Source organism: Neisseria flavescens (genome assembly GCF_001618065.1).
Taxonomy (GTDB): Bacteria; Pseudomonadota; Gammaproteobacteria; order Burkholderiales; family Neisseriaceae; genus Neisseria; species Neisseria flavescens_A.
Map to the genome: position 1 here is coordinate 14,637 of NZ_LAEI01000033.1, position 15,445 is coordinate 30,081.

The following is a 15,445-nucleotide window of genomic DNA, read 5'->3' on the forward strand; positions in this document are numbered from 1 at the left end:
CGCCAGCCCGCCCCATCTCGAAATGCCGTTTGAAAACAATGAATAAATTAAGTTTTCGTTTTTCGACGGCCTAGTGCAGTATGCGAGAGAGAGAGAGCCGGCCGTTTGGAAAACATGCTGCTCTGCTGTCGTCATTCCCATACAGGCAGAAATTCAAAAGTTGAAATGTTCTGCTGTAAAGAGTACTGAAAGATTTAAGTTTGGATTTCCGTCTATACGGGAATGATGGTAGCGGAGCAGCAATTTTTTTTCATACCGCGAATAGATTTCAGACAACAAGCAATAAAACAGAATTTATGGTTTCAGACGGCCTTAAGGTCCGAATCAACAGGCCGTCTGAAACCCCAAAACCAAAAAAGAATAGATTTTAGGAGAACCGACATGACTGCCAACCAACGCTACCGCAAAGCTTTGCCCGGTACGGATTTGGAATATTACGACGCGCGTCAAGCGTGTGAAGACATCAAACCAGGCTCTTACGACAAGCTGCCGTATACAAGCCGTATCTTGGCTGAGAACTTGGTCAACCGCGCAGACAAAGTCGACCTGCCTACGCTGCAAAGCTGGTTGGGCCAACTGATTGAGGGAAAACAGGAAATCGACTTTCCTTGGTATCCAGCGCGCGTGGTGTGTCACGATATTCTGGGTCAGACAGCGTTGGTGGATTTGGCGGGCCTGCGCGATGCGATTGCCGAAAAAGGCGGCGATCCCTCCAAAGTCAATCCTGTGGTGCAAACCCAGCTCATTGTCGACCACTCTTTAGCCGTTGAATGCGGCGGTTACGATCCTGACGCCTTTCGCAAAAACCGCGAAATAGAAGATCGACGCAACGAAGACCGTTTCCACTTCATCAACTGGACAAAAACCGCATTTGAAAATGTGGACGTGATTCCGGCGGGCAACGGCATTATGCACCAAATCAACTTGGAAAAAATGTCGCCGGTTGTCCAAGTCAAAAACGGCGTGGCATTCCCTGATACCTGCGTCGGTACTGACTCACATACGCCGCACGTCGATTCATTGGGCGTGATTTCCGTAGGCGTGGGCGGTTTGGAGGCCGAAACCGTGATGTTGGGCCGTGCCTCCATGATGCGTCTGCCTGATATTGTCGGCGTTGAGCTGACAGGCAAACGCCAGCCGGGCATTACTGCTACTGACATCGTGTTGGCACTGACCGAATTCTTGCGTAAAGAGCGCGTGGTTGGCGCATTTGTCGAGTTTTTCGGCGAGGGTGCAAGAAGCCTGTCTATCGGCGACCGTGCCACCATTTCCAATATGACCCCTGAGTTCGGCGCGACTGCTGCGATGTTCGCTATTGATGAGCAAACCATTGATTATTTGAAACTGACCGGTCGCGATGATGAGCAGGTGAAATTGGTGGAAACCTACGCCAAAACCGCAGGCTTGTGGGCAGATGCCTTGAAAACCGCCGTTTATCCTCGCGTATTGAAATTTGATTTGAGCAGCGTAACGCGCAACATGGCAGGTCCAAGTAACCCGCATGCCCGTTTTGCGACCGCCGATTTGGCCAGCAAAGGCTTGGCAAAACCTTACGAAGAGCCTTCAGACGGCCAAATGCCTGACGGTGCAGTGATTATTGCCGCGATTACTTCGTGTACCAATACTTCCAATCCGCGCAACGTTGTCGCCGCCGCACTGTTGGCACGCAATGCCAACCGCCTCGGCTTGAAACGCAAACCTTGGGTGAAATCTTCGTTTGCCCCGGGTTCAAAAGTAGCCGAAATCTATTTGAAAGAAGCAGGCCTGCTGCCTGAAATGGAAAAACTCGGTTTCGGTATCGTTGCCTTCGCATGTACCACCTGTAACGGCATGAGCGGCGCGCTGGATCCGAAAATCCAGAAAGAAATCATCGACCACGATTTGTACGCCACCGCCGTATTGTCCGGCAACCGCAACTTCGACGGCCGTATCCATCCGTATGCGAAACAGGCTTTCCTCGCTTCGCCTCCGTTGGTCGTTGCCTACGCGCTGGCAGGCAGCATCCGTTTCGATATTGAAAACGACGTACTCGGCGTTGCAGACGGCCGCGAAATCCGCCTGAAAGATATCTGGCCGACCGATGAAGAAATCGATGCCATCGTTGCCGAATATGTGAAACCTCAACAATTCCGCGACGTTTATATCCCGATGTTCGATACCGGCACAGCACAAAAAGCACCAAGCCCGCTGTACGACTGGCGTCCAATGTCCACCTATATCCGCCGCCCACCTTACTGGGAAGGCGCACTGGCAGGGGAACGTACATTGAGCGGTATGCGTCCGCTGGCAATTTTGCCCGACAACATCACCACCGACCACCTCTCGCCGTCCAATGCAATTTTGGCCAGCAGTGCCGCAGGCGAATATTTGGCAAAAATGGGTTTGCCTGAAGAAGACTTCAACTCTTACGCAACCCACCGCGGCGACCACTTGACCGCCCAACGTGCCACTTTCGCCAATCCGAAACTGTTTAACGAAATGGTGAGAAATGAAGACGGCAGCGTACGCCAAGGTTCTCTGGCACGCGTTGAACCTGAAGGCAAAACCATGCGTATGTGGGAAGCCATCGAAACCTATATGAACCGCAAACAGCCGCTCATCATCATTGCTGGTGCGGATTACGGTCAAGGCTCAAGCCGCGACTGGGCTGCAAAAGGCGTACGCCTCGCCGGCGTGGAAGCGATTGTTGCCGAAGGCTTCGAGCGTATCCACCGCACCAACTTGATCGGTATGGGCGTGTTGCCGCTGCAGTTCAAACCGGGTACCAACCGCCACACCCTGCAACTGGACGGTACGGAAACCTACGATGTTGTCGGCGAACGCACGCCGCGCTGCGACCTGACCCTCGTGATTCACCGTAAAAACGGCGAAACCGTCGAAGTTCCGGTTACCTGCCGCCTCGATACCGCAGAAGAAGTGTTGGTATATGAAGCCGGTGGCGTATTGCAACGTTTCGCACAAGACTTCTTAGAAGGAAATGCAGCGTAAGGTAAATCAGGCATAGTTAAAATGCCCGGGCTACGCTCAAAAAGGTTTTCAGACGGCCTCGAATGTTTGAGAGGCCGTCTGAAAAAACCATACGAGAAATACAAAGGAGAACTCGAAATGCCGCAAATTAAAATTCCAGCCGTTTACTACCGCGGCGGTACATCTAAAGGCATTTTCTTCAAACGCACCGATCTGCCGGCCGCTGCGCAGGAAGCAGGCGAGGCACGCGACAAAATCCTCTTGCGCGTACTCGGCAGCCCCGACCCTTACGGCAAACAGATTGACGGTTTGGGTAATGCCAGTTCGTCCACCAGCAAAGCCGTGATTTTGGACAAATCCGAACGTACCGATCACGATGTCGATTACTTGTTCGGACAAGTTTCCATCGACAAACCTTTTGTCGATTGGAGCGGCAACTGCGGTAATCTGACCGCCGCCGTGGGCGCATTTGCCATCGAGCAAGGCTTGGTCGATAAATCCAAAATCCCTTCAGACGGCCTGTGTACCGTCAAAATCTGGCAGAAAAACATCGGCAAAACCATTATTGCCCATGTACCGATGCAAAACGGCGCAGTGTTGGAAACAGGTGATTTTGAGCTTGACGGCGTAACGTTTCCGGCAGCCGAAGTACAAATCGAATTTTTAGATCCGGCCGACGGCGAAGGCAGTATGTTCCCAACCGGCAATTTGGTCGATGAAATTGATGTGCCGAATATAGGCCGTCTGAAAGCCACGCTTATCAATGCCGGTATTCCAACCATTTTCCTGAATGCCGCAGATTTGGGCTACACAGGCAAAGAGTTGCAAGACGACATCAACAACGATGCCGCGGCTCTGGAAAAATTTGAAACCATCCGTGCGTATGGTGCACTGAAAATGGGCTTGATCAGTGATGTATCCGAGGCCGCCACCCGCGCCCATACTCCGAAAGTCGCTTTTGTCGCCCCTGTGGCCGATTACACCGCTTCAAGCGGCAAAACCGTCAAAGCTGCCGACATCGACTTATTGGTACGCGCGTTGAGCATGGGCAAATTGCACCATGCCATGATGGGCACCGCTTCAGTTGCCATCGCTACCGCCGCCGCCGTGCCCGGAACGCTGGTCAACCTTGCAGCCGGAGGCGGAGCGCGTAAAGAAGTCCGCTTCGGCCATCCGTCAGGCACACTGCGTGTCGGTGCTGCCGCCGAATGTCAGGACGGACAATGGACGGCCACCAAAGCGGTCATGAGCCGTAGCGCACGCGTGATTATGGAAGGACAAGTCCGAGTGCCGGAAGATTGCTTTTAAGTTTTCAGACGGCCACGCCATTAAACAAGGCCGTCTGAAAACCAAATAAGCAGATTTTAGTCAGGTAAGCGATACCTGCAATGGAGATTAGGGTTGGGCATAAAGCCTGACTAAACACCAAACCAAAGGCAATCTGAAAAGCTCTCAAATGTTTTTGCTCTTTTCAGACGGCCTGAAGCCAAAAAAACAATCAAAAATTCAAAGGAGAAACACCATGTCCAACCAACTCATTCTTGTTCTGAACTGCGGCAGCTCTTCACTCAAAGGTGCCGTTATCGACCGTAAAAACGGTAAAGTTCTCTTAAGCTGTCTCGGCGAACGTTTGGGTACGCCCGAAGCAGTCATTACGTTCAGCAAAGACGGCAAAAAATGCCAAACAGCTTTGACCGGCCGTAACGATCATGCCGGTGCCGTAGGTATGCTGTTGAAAGAGCTTGAAAAACACGGCCTGCACGACCGCATTAAAGCCATCGGCCACCGCATCGCTCACGGCGGCGAAAAATACAGCGAATCTGTTTTGATCGACCAAGCAGTAATGGACGAACTCAATGCCTGCATTCCGCTCGCTCCGCTGCACAACCCTGCCAATATCAACGGCATTTTGGCTGCGCAAGAGCATTTCCCGGGCCTGCCCAATGTCGGCGTGATGGATACTTCGTTCCACCAAACCATGCCGGAGCGTGCCTACACTTATGCCGTTCCGCGCGAATTGCGTAAAAAATACGCTTTCCGCCGCTACGGTTTCCACGGTACCAGTATGCGTTACGTTGCCCCTGAAGCCGCACGCATCTTGGGCAAACCGTTGGAAGACATCCGCATGATTATTGCCCACTTAGGCAATGGCGCATCCATTACCGCGATCAAAAACGGCAAATCCGTTGACACCAGTATGGGCTTCACGCCGATCGAAGGCTTGGTAATGGGTACGCGCTGCGGCGACATCGACCCGGGCGTATACAGCTACCTGACTTCACACGCCGGTTTGGATGTTGCACAAGTTAATGAAATGCTGAACAAAAAATCAGGCTTGCTCGGTATTTCCGAACTCTCCAACGACTGCCGTTCTTTGGAAATTGCTGCGGATGAAGGCCATGAAGGCGCACGCTTGGCTCTGGAAGTGATGACTTACCGCCTTGCCAAATACATTGCTTCGATGGCAGTAGCTTGTGGCGGCATTGATGCACTCGTGTTTACCGGCGGTATCGGCGAAAACTCGCGTAATATCCGCGCTAAAACTGTTTCCTACTTGGATTTCTTAGGTCTGCACATCGACACCAAAGCCAATATGGACAAACGCTACGGCAACTCCGGTATCATCAGCCCGACAGGTTCTATGCCGGCTGTTTTGGTTGTTCCAACCAATGAAGAGCTGATGATTGCCCACGATACGGCGCAGTTGGCTGGCTTTTTGGAAGAAGTAGGTTAGGGTGAAGATTTTCCTAGACCATAAACAATAAAAAGTGCGGATTCATCATCCGCACTTTTTTAATTACATCTCAATCAAGCCACTTGGGTTTGATGTTCGTCGCCGTTTCGCTCACGAACTGCGCCCAAACGGTAAACGGTTTCGCCTTGTTCGCTCAAGAATGCTTGTACCGCATCGGCATCTTCTTTAGCAATGATAACGACCATGCCGATACCGCAGTTGAAGGTACGGTACATTTCTTGGGTTTCCACATTGCCTGCTTTTTGCAGCCATTGGAACAGTTTAGGCAATTCCCACGCTTTGGCATCGATTTGTGCGACGGTATTTTCAGGCAAAACGCGAGGTACGTTTTCGGTAATGCCGCCGCCAGTAATGTGGGCCATGCCTTTAATGGTGAATTTTTCCAAAGCGGCAAGGATAGGTTTCACATACAGGCGGGTAGGGGCGATGATGGCTTCGCGCAAGGTTTTGCCGTTGTCAAATTCCGCATCCAAATCAGGATTGTCGCGCTCGATGATTTTGCGTACCAAAGAGTAGCCGTTGGAGTGTGCGCCGTTGGAAGCCAAGCCCAAAACAACGTCTCCGGCCTGAATGCTGCGGCCGTTAATCACGCGTTCTTTTTCAACCACGCCGACGGCAAAACCGGCCAAGTCGTATTCGCCTTCGGGATACATGCCCGGCATTTCGGCAGTTTCACCGCCAATCAAAGCGCAACCGGATTCTTCGCAACCTTGGGCAATGCCTTTAATCACATCAGTCGCGCGGGCAACATCCAGCTTGCCGCAAGCGAAATAGTCCAAGAAGAACAAAGGTTCTGCACCTTGAACCAAAATATCGTTGACGCTCATGGCAACCAAATCGATGCCGACGGTATCGTGTTTGTCCCAGTCGAATGCCAGTTTCAGCTTGGTGCCGACGCCGTCCGTACCGGAAACCAATACCGGATTTTTATATTTTTTGCCGATTTCGACCAAAGCGCCGAAACCGCCCAAATCACCCAACACTTCAGGGCGCATAGTACGCTTGGCAAAAGGTTTGATGTTTTCGACCAGTTGATCGCCTGCGTCGATATCCACGCCTGCGTCACGATAGCTCAAAGAAGTGCTCATTGGATTTCCTTATTAGGGTATGGGTAGATTGTCGGAGCGTATTTTATCTTAAATTGGAGGATTCATGCTGAATTTTTTGGCATTATTGTCAACAATTTTTATTTTATCTTAATAGTCGTCGCGCGTTCAGACGGCCTTTGTGAATCTGTTATACTGCTTATTTATTTTGAAGACCTTAAGCATCAACTGGGGAACACCTTTTTATGTATCAAAAGAAAGCGCGCGGCGCAAAACCGTGGATTATTATGGCTTGCGTCATCGCAGCCTTTATTTGGCTTTTATATGCCTTGGGCGATGTTTTGACGCCGTTTATTGTGGCTGCCGTTTTGGCCTATGTTTTGAATCCCTTGGTCGAGTGGCTTCAATTGAAGCGTATCCGCCGCGCGCCGGCCTCTATGATTATTATGGCACTGGCTTTGCTGATATTGCTGTCGTTGGTGCTGATTATCGTGCCTATGTTGTTGAACCAGTTTAATAATCTGGCCGAACGCCTGCCGCAAATCGTGGGCTTTGTTCAAAACAAACTGCTGCCGTGGCTCAACAGCGTCAGCGGGGATTATATTCAAATCGATCAAGAATCAATCATCGCATGGTTGCAGTCGCATACGGATGAGTTGAGCAATACGCTCAAAGAATGGATTCCGACCTTGATGCGTCAAAGCGGCAACGTGATCAGCGGCGTCAGCAATTTGGTGTTGTTGCCTTTGCTGCTGTATTACTTCTTGTTGGATTGGAAACGCTGGTCTTCCGGAATCAGCAAATTGGTTCCGCGCCGTTTTATCGAAACTTACACGCGTATCAGCGGCAATATGGATGAAGTTTTGGGCGAATTTCTGCGCGGCCAGCTGATGGTGATGATGATTATGGGCTTGGTCTATGGCTTGGGCTTGATGCTGGTCGGTTTGGATTCCGGCTTTGCCATCGGTATGATTGCCGGTATTTTGGTATTTATTCCGTATTTGGGTGCATTTACCGGCCTTTTGCTGGCAACAGTTGCCGCGCTTTTGCAATATGGCTCATGGCAGGGTTTATTGATGGTCTGGGCTGTATTTGGTGTCGGACAATTCTTGGAAAGCTTTTTCATTACGCCTAAAATCGTCGGCGACCGCATTGGTTTGTCTCCGTTCTGGGTGATTTTCTCGTTGATGGCTTTCGGACAACTGATGGGTTTTGTCGGTATGCTTGCCGGTCTGCCACTTGCCGCCGTCACGTTGGTTTTATTACGTGAAGGTGCATCTGCCTATTTCGGCAGCCATTTCTACAAACATAAATAAATCGATAATATTAAGGCCGTCTGAAATCCAAGTTTCAGACGGCCATTGATAACAAAGGAAGTCTATATGTTAGCCATTATCGGCGGCAGCGGTTTGACCAAACTGCCGGAACTCGAAATTACCGAGCGAAAAATCGTACGCACTCCATACGGCTTAACCAGCAGCCCTATTTTGTTCGGTAGGTTGGGGCGCTTGGATATTGTTTTCCTCGCCCGACACGGCTTCAGCCATACCATCGCGCCGCATGAAATCAACTATCGCGCCAATATCTGGGCGTTGCACTCTTTAGGCGTTGAAAACATCATTGCCATTTCTTCAGTCGTCGGTATCAATCCTGATTTTGAAAACGGCAGCTTGGTGTTGCCGGACGATTTGATCGACTATACCTATGGCCGTAAAGATACTTTTTTTGAAGGCCAAGAATGCCCTGTCGTCCATACCGATTTTTTCAACCCTTATTGCAATGAATTGCGACAAAAGTTATTAAATATCACGAAAGCGCACAATGTGCCGATTTACGACTCCGCCGTTTATGGTTGCCTGCAAGGCCCGCGCCGTCCGACCCGCGCAGAAATCGCTCGTTATCGCCGTGATGGGGTAGATGTACTCGGTATGACTGGTATGCCTGAAGCCGTTTTGGCCAGGGAGTTGAAAATGGCCTATGCCCACTTTTGCAGTGTCAGCAGTATTGATTGCTTTGATAGCGGAGTAGGGACTGAGGGCTGTGATGAACAGACTTCTATGGCGATGACGAAAATCCGACAATTATTGAATGGTTTGTAACTAATAATGCCGTCTGAAATAATGTTTTCAGACGGCATTGTTTTATTTAAGAAGCCGTTTCACGCGCCCAATGAGGCAGGGAGGCTTTTTGTTTGCGGAACGAGGCAAGTTTCATACCCTGACATTTTTCAAAAATCAATTCAACCCCGCTTTGCAACTGCAAAATTAAATTGGTATGCGTTTCCGTTTTAATAAAGTCAATATTGCGTTGCACCAAGCGCTGAATGACGGCATAAACATCGAGGCAGCCATTTGCAAAAAACCACGGATTTAACTTTACCCAACGGCCGCCGCTTAATGCAGCATTAGGCTGAAAATCAGCACGAATCTGTGTCAGCCGATTGTCGGAGAAATGCAGTTCGATATCGCCATAAAGCCAAATATTCCAGCCTTTTTGTACCAACAAGCCTTTAGGGACGCAATCAGGCGCAGGAAACATCTGCAAAATAGACTCTGCCGATTGTCCGATTTCCAGATAGTCAAATCGGCCGGTATACAAAAAATCATAAATATCAACGGCAATAGGAAAGTGGTAGCGCATGGTAACAACCATAGAAAAGCAATTAACCAAGCTATCTTAAACTTTAAATATGATGAAATCAATTCTTATTTCTATTTATTTAATATAAGAAAGGCCGTCTGTTATTCAGACGGCCTTGTAGGCTTTGATTTAAATCGGTATTGGTTTAATCAGCCTTTAAATCAGCTACGCATTGCTTATCGCGTGCCTCAAAAGCTTCTGCGCCACCCAAGAGCTTGAGTTGCTCCTCAGGACTGATTTTGCCGAAGTTTCGGATTTGCTCGTCAGAGAGTTTGCTCAAAGGCTGATCCCACATGCAGACACAATAGTCTTGAGCCAATTTCTCGTTTTGCGCATCCAAACCTTTTGCCTTCAAATCAGCTTGCCATTTTTCAGCAAAAGGAATGTTTTTCACGCAAGATTCCACCACATTTTGCTTCATCTGCGGCTTGTTCATCGCGCATTGTGAGAGCAGGGCGGTCAGCGCCAGCAACGATAAAATAATCCATGCCCAAATGCGGATGGTGCGGATTTTTGCCTTGGCTTTTTTTCTGGCTGCCAGTTGCTCTTCAGATGGCCTTTCCGTTTGTTGCTCAGTCATGCAGGCTTTCCATGCGGATCATGGTGATCGGAGCATCCACGCAGCTCAGAGCTTCAATCGCTGCGATAGCGCGTTTGACATTGTGTTCCACTGTGGTGTGAGTCAGAATCACGATTTCAGCAGTACTCTGATTAATCACGCCTTTTTGAATCAAAGCCTCGATAGAGACATTTTCTTTGGCCAAGAGTGCGGCAATTTGACCCAAAGTGCCCGGTTCATCAGTTGCTTGAACACGCAGATAGTAGCTGCTGGTAATTTCATCCATAGGAAGAATATTTTGCACTTGAACTTGCGAAGGTTGGAATGCCAAGTGAGGGACACGATGGTCAGTTTCCGCTTCAATCAGGCGGGCAATATCAATAATATCGGCAACTACGGCAGAAGCAGTCGGCAATGCACCGGCTCCTGCACCGTAATACAAGGTTTCACCAACCATATCGGCATTGACACGGACAGCATTCATCACGCCGTTAACGTTAGCCAGCAGACGGCTTTCAGGAATCAGAGTAGGGTGTACGCGCAACTCGATGCCTTTGTCGGTTTTACGGGTAATACCCAACAATTTGATACGATAGCCAAGCTCTTCAGCGTATTTGATATCGCGGCTGTCGAGTTTGCTGATGCCTTCCAAATAGCAGGCAGAAAAGTTCATCGGCGTACCAAATGCCAATGCGCTCATAATGGTAATTTTATGGCCGGCATCATGACCTTCGATATCAAAAGTAGGGTCAGCTTCTGCATAGCCTAAAGCCTGAGCTTCTTTCAATACGTCTGCAAACGCGCTGCCTTTTTCACGCATTTCAGTAAGAATGAAGTTGCTGGTACCATTAATAATGCCGGCGATGCTGCGGATTTGGTTTGCAGCTAAGCCTTCACGCAAAGCCTTGATAATAGGGATACCGCCGGCAACAGCAGCTTCAAACTGTACCATGACATTTTTTTCTTCCGCCAAAGGGAAAATTTCATTGCCGTATTCAGCCAGCAGTTTTTTATTGGCAGTAACAATGTGTTTGCCGTTTTCAATCGCTTTTAATACCGCATCTTTGGCAATACCGGTGCCGCCAAACAATTCAACAACAACATCAACATCTTGATGTTGAACCAGCTCAAACGGATCTTTGATAAAAGCAGCATTCGGGCAAATTTGTTTGGCTTTTTCTTCGCTCAAATCACAAACAGCAGAAATACGGACTTCACGTCCCAAGCGGCGGCTGATTTCCGCAGCGTTGTCCTGCAATACAGTGGCCGTACCGCCACCGACTGTACCCAAACCTAAAAGACCGATATTTACTGGCTTCATTGTGTCTCCTTTTGAGCCGATACTTTAAAATAATCACGAAAAACCAAGGCTTGTTATAATCGCTTGCAATCGTAAATTCAGAGCAAAGCATCAATGCACAAGGTCAAACGTTGAATCCTACCTGATATTGCTTGATTTTGCACCTTTTTTTGCAAGTTTCCCAAGGCCGTCTGAAAAATCGTTCTACCATAAAAACAGGAATTGCCATGAAAATCACAGAAAACCATATCGATGAAGCCACATCATTTTTTTCATCCTCACAAAGCATATTGCAAATCGGAGAACAAACATATTCAGAACCCATTTGCTGGCAAGATGGCAAAGTGAGCATCATTCCTCAAACAACCATCGGAGAATTAAACGAACAAATTTTTATATCAGCAATTGAAACAGCAGAAAACCGCCCTGAAGTCATTATTATAGGTACAGGAGAAAAACAAAAATTTCTGCATCCCAAAATTACTGCAGCCTTATCAGCCTACGGAATCGGCTTCGAATGCATGAACACAACCTCAGCTTGCCGAACTTTAGTTTTATTGCAAGGCGAAGGCCGAAGCACATGGGCTTGGTTGTGGCCATAATTTCATAATTTGTAGAAAAGACTTTAGCATCATACCAGCCTAAGTTCGCATAATTTATATTATGTTAAATTCATAACTCTACTATTTTAGTCTGCTAACTCCTGTTTCGCTCAGTAGTTCAATCACATACAGAATTCAAAAACAAAAAGGCCGTCTGAAAGGTTTTTCAGACGGCCTTTTATCAATTGCCCCAGCTTTTTCTCAATAAATCCCTTGTTGTTAAAGTCTCCGATTATTTCAATAAGTAATTTGTCCAAGACTTTATTCAGGGATTGCTTCGGTGTTATTTTTTAGACCCACCTGCCGACAGATTGTTTATGGCCTGGCTTTACCATATAGGTTTTCTACGCAACGGCTCGTCATGGTCTCCTTTGACAAGTTCCCAAATCGTCAGACCCATTTGGGGGCCGAGAAGTGCTTTTTGCGTTCTCTCACCCTCTCCTTCGGGGAAGATTTCGCCTTTATTGAAATGACGGGTTTCGCCGTTAAAGCTAGTAATTTTCCATATGCCCGAAATTGGAACAGGCTCTTCCTCGACACCGATGATTTCCTGTGGTGCTTGGGTGTAGATCTTCTTGCCGTCTTTTTCTTCCACTTCCCAACCGTCCCATCTTCTCGACCAATAATACATCTGTTCGCGGGTAATGCCGCCCATATTTTCACGGGGGTATTTTTCACGTATCGGTTCTAAAGCGCGGTTTAGCGCAATGTAGTCCAAGGGTAAATCTTCGTGGATATCTCCGGTTTCAGGCAAGTTGCCAATTTTGAAAACTTTGATACCTGCTATATCACGCATCTTAATATCGGGATGATTTGCCAAAACAGGCTCTATCCTGCCTGCCGGTAGCTGTCCGTAAAGTTCCCTGCCAACCAATGTATACCAACTGATACTGCGTATGTTGTATCTATAAAACGTTGACAGATAATCAGTCGTAACCGGAATCAGACCGAAATTCTCGCGACACACCCCGTATTCGTACGGTGCACCGTCGTAATAGTTATGCGGTGGAATTGCTGCCAGACCGATATAGCCGTGGAACACATCCAGCTTCTCTGCAATCTTGTCGACAAACTCATCCAGTTTTGCCAAATCTTTGGGGGAAGACAAAATTTCCAGTGGCAGGTTAAAAAGTAGGGTGCCTAGCGGCATATGGGCTTCATTAACTAAACCTGCGGCAATAGAGGTAATGTCGAAATAATAGGATGCGCTGGTATCTGCATGCTCACTTTGCATTCCCCACATCACCTCTGGCGGATTTTCCTCCCGATTGTCCAACCACCGGTAGATTGTATCCCGTTCTTTCAGATATGATTTTTCGGTCAGTTTGACTTTTTTAATATCCCTATGGCCTCTTTCGTGCCTAGCTATTGTCAGCTTGTCTTTCGTCCATTCGTAATAGAAATCCATCAGAGCGGTTAAGGCATCTGCGACATCATCGCGGGTATTAAAATAGATTGCGCCACGTATACCCAGTTTCAACAGGGTAAAGCCATGTTCGTTGTTGCGTTTGGTGCGGTCGGCGGTATAGTGGATGGCGATGAGTTTCTTTTCGGTATCATTCATGGATTATCCTTTCTTGATTAAAATAAAATCTTACGTTCGGCGGCGCAGCTGTTGCGGGCTTCTTCTTTGCTGGTGATAATTTCTCCATCACAACCTACTATGGTTACATGAGGACTGGCATCATACTCTTCTTTGCTTGCATCTCTGATATATGCAACTTGATCAATGGTATAAGTATTTCCTTCTACAACAGGTATTCCTTCTTTGAAATGAAATAAGGTATAGCCCAAGTCAAATTGATGAAGGAGCTCTATTTTCTTCTCAACAGCCTCTTCTATTTCTTCATCGGTAAAATCAATAGTCTCAGCATTTGCACTGCTCCATAGGCCTAATCCAGCTGCCACAACGGAGCCGCTTCTCACAATATTTAATCCTAGTTGTGGTGCGCGGGCAGCCATCGCTAAAAGCGACAGAACGGCAGGAAGCATTTCCACAATAATAGGTGCTAAAAAGACAAACACAGTGCCCACAATGGCAATTTCTATAATCAACATCAAAACATCTTCACCACGAATAAGAACCTTTGTTTCGATTTTTTCGGCAGATACCAAAGTCAATGCATCAAGATCAGATTCTTGCTGAAGGTATTTTAATGCCTTCAGCATGCTCTGCTTGTCAGCTAACGGCTTTGATGTGTCATTGTCTTCATTTTGCCAGAAAAGTATATCCTGTGTTGCGTGGAAACACCTTTTTTGTCCATTTAGCCAAGGGATATCTTGGAATAGCTTTAAGGTTTCAGGGCTATACTCCAATTGTGATTGTTTTTGAGGAGAAAGAAGAGGGGTCAAATTCTGATCTCCTGCTTTGGAAGTTGCAGGAGCATTTGCCCATTTCTCCCATCTAAATGCTCCATTGCGATTTGGTTCTTGAGTAAATACCGGAGCTAGTTCGGTTGCAGTTTCATGAGTCTTTCTCCCTTCAGACGAACTAATATGCAACAACGTCAGGCCTAAATCCTTCGCATTCATACGGATAAGATTTTTTGATTTACCTCTCAAGATTCTCAAATAATTTCTTTCTTGTGATTTCCCCCATTCATCACTTTTGCCATTTTCATACTGGAATTTGATTTCGACAATGCGTAATAAATTGTCTGGGAAATCTTGCATGTACCATTTGTTTTTTTTATGATTCGGAGTTCGAAAAATGGGATCGTCGGCTGTCAAACTGCTGCCATCCCATTTTTTACCTATCCACATCAGATTTTTATCTTTCAGGATAACAAGGTCGGTACGTACAAAAGATGAGTTTTTTAATACACCTTTCGATCTAATTCCATAATAAACCGATCGATGCTGTCCATCTGTTTTACTGGAAGATAGAACGGGAATGGGCATTGCTAGATCATCTTTGGGAATTTCCCATTTAGATTCTGCCTTATACTCCCATTTATGGGAATTAAGGTACTCATCCGCACGAATCAAAGCAGAAAAGCGACTTTGATATTCTTTGCCTCGTCTGGATTGTTTAACCGTCTTCATGGTTATGTCCGCTTTGATATAAATATACCCATAGTTCAAGCGGCTTGGTAGTTTTGCGTATTTTTCATTCTCGTTAACGGTGGTAATCAGTGTCATTATTGAGCCCCTTCATTTTCAGTCCATTCAAGATATAAATCCATTGACTCCACCCCAGCGAAATATAGAGTTCTCTTACGTTCGGAAGAGTGTTTCTGTATGTCGATTTTTACTTTTTCAGGTTTATCTGTAAACGCCATGATGGTTTTCCCCTCCATATTGGTTATACCTTTAAGTTTTTCGTTATTTTCTGTCGTCAATTCATATGGCAAATTTGTAATAGGAAGGCCTGTTTTTTCATCATAGATAATGTATCCGCCACTATAATTTTGTTTAAAATCAGATATCTTATGTTTTATTCCGTTGGCCCCATTCACCACCAACGGCGCCCTCACCCGCACCACCTTCGGACTCCCGATCTCCACTTCCCCGTTGCTCAGCTTGATATACGCCCCCTTGCAGGTAATCAGAATCTCTTCCTTCGCCGCAATGGTG

General features: G+C 47.3%; 12 protein-coding genes and 1 pseudogene. 6 read left to right on the top strand and 7 right to left on the bottom strand.

Translation table 11 applies throughout. The features are described from left to right. Positions 1–381: 381 nt before the first annotated feature. From acnD to TW89_RS04580, 3 genes are all read left to right on the top strand, one after another. Complete coding sequence (gene acnD, locus TW89_RS04570; protein WP_107848958.1) at positions 382–2,988, top strand: Fe/S-dependent 2-methylisocitrate dehydratase AcnD; 2,607 nt, start codon at positions 382–384, stop codon at positions 2,986–2,988. A 117-nt stretch (positions 2,989–3,105) separates the two neighbouring features. After that, positions 3,106–4,275 (top strand): 2-methylaconitate cis-trans isomerase PrpF, encoded by a 1,170-nt coding sequence (gene prpF, locus TW89_RS04575; RefSeq protein WP_107848957.1) that lies wholly within the window; start codon positions 3,106–3,108, stop codon positions 4,273–4,275. A 214-nt stretch (positions 4,276–4,489) separates the two neighbouring features. Beyond that, positions 4,490–5,701 (top strand): acetate kinase, encoded by a 1,212-nt coding sequence (locus TW89_RS04580; protein ID WP_128580680.1) that lies wholly within the window; start codon positions 4,490–4,492, stop codon positions 5,699–5,701. 74 nt (positions 5,702–5,775) lie between these two features. On the opposite strand, the gene purM is transcribed toward TW89_RS04580, so the two are convergent. Continuing rightward, on the bottom strand, positions 5,776–6,810 hold the full coding sequence (gene purM, locus TW89_RS04585) for a phosphoribosylformylglycinamidine cyclo-ligase (RefSeq protein WP_003686290.1): 1,035 nt from the start codon (positions 6,808–6,810) through the stop codon (positions 5,776–5,778). Positions 6,811–7,013: 203 nt separating this feature from the next. On the opposite strand from purM, the gene TW89_RS04590 reads away from it, so the two are divergent. Together TW89_RS04590 and TW89_RS04595 are read left to right on the top strand one after the other, a co-directional pair. Then, positions 7,014–8,084, top strand: coding sequence for an AI-2E family transporter (locus TW89_RS04590; protein WP_070625529.1), 1,071 nt, complete (start codon positions 7,014–7,016; stop codon positions 8,082–8,084). A 66-nt stretch (positions 8,085–8,150) separates the two neighbouring features. Further along, positions 8,151–8,867: an S-methyl-5'-thioinosine phosphorylase gene (locus TW89_RS04595; RefSeq protein WP_128580681.1), complete on the top strand. Its 717-nt coding sequence runs from the start codon at positions 8,151–8,153 to the stop codon at positions 8,865–8,867. A gap of 46 nt (positions 8,868–8,913) precedes the next feature. Here the strand turns inward: TW89_RS04595 and TW89_RS04600 are convergent, their stop codons facing one another. From TW89_RS04600 to TW89_RS04615, 3 genes are all read right to left on the bottom strand, one after another. Beyond that, complete coding sequence (locus TW89_RS04600) at positions 8,914–9,408, bottom strand: hypothetical protein (RefSeq protein WP_283114512.1); 495 nt, start codon at positions 9,406–9,408, stop codon at positions 8,914–8,916. A gap of 145 nt (positions 9,409–9,553) precedes the next feature. Continuing rightward, the gene (locus TW89_RS04610) at positions 9,554–9,988 is read right to left on the bottom strand and encodes a hypothetical protein (RefSeq protein WP_128580684.1); all 435 of its coding nucleotides are present in this window, start codon (positions 9,986–9,988) and stop codon (positions 9,554–9,556) included. Then, complete coding sequence (locus tag TW89_RS04615; RefSeq protein WP_070644763.1) at positions 9,981–11,288, bottom strand: homoserine dehydrogenase; 1,308 nt, start codon at positions 11,286–11,288, stop codon at positions 9,981–9,983. Before TW89_RS04615 ends, TW89_RS04610 begins: the two co-directional genes overlap by 8 nt. Positions 11,289–11,494: 206 nt before the next feature. Here TW89_RS04615 and TW89_RS04620 point away from each other — a divergent pair, with 206 nt between their 5' ends. Then, entirely contained in the window at positions 11,495–11,869 is a 375-nt protein-coding gene (locus TW89_RS04620; RefSeq protein WP_128580685.1) for an Mth938-like domain-containing protein, read from the top strand. 328 nt (positions 11,870–12,197) lie between these two features. Here the strand turns inward: TW89_RS04620 and TW89_RS04625 are convergent, their stop codons facing one another. From TW89_RS04625 to TW89_RS11810, 3 genes and pseudogenes are all read right to left on the bottom strand, one after another. Further along, on the bottom strand, positions 12,198–13,433 hold the full coding sequence (locus TW89_RS04625) for a type VI immunity family protein (protein WP_128580686.1): 1,236 nt from the start codon (positions 13,431–13,433) through the stop codon (positions 12,198–12,200). 17 nt (positions 13,434–13,450) lie between these two features. Beyond that, positions 13,451–15,010, bottom strand: a complete 1,560-nt coding sequence (locus TW89_RS04630; RefSeq protein ID WP_128580687.1) for a hypothetical protein — start codon at positions 15,008–15,010, stop codon at positions 13,451–13,453. Then, a pseudogene (locus TW89_RS11810) lies at positions 15,010–15,445 on the bottom strand (hypothetical protein); the annotation flags it as partial. The pseudogene TW89_RS11810 and the gene TW89_RS04630, both read right to left, overlap by 1 nt.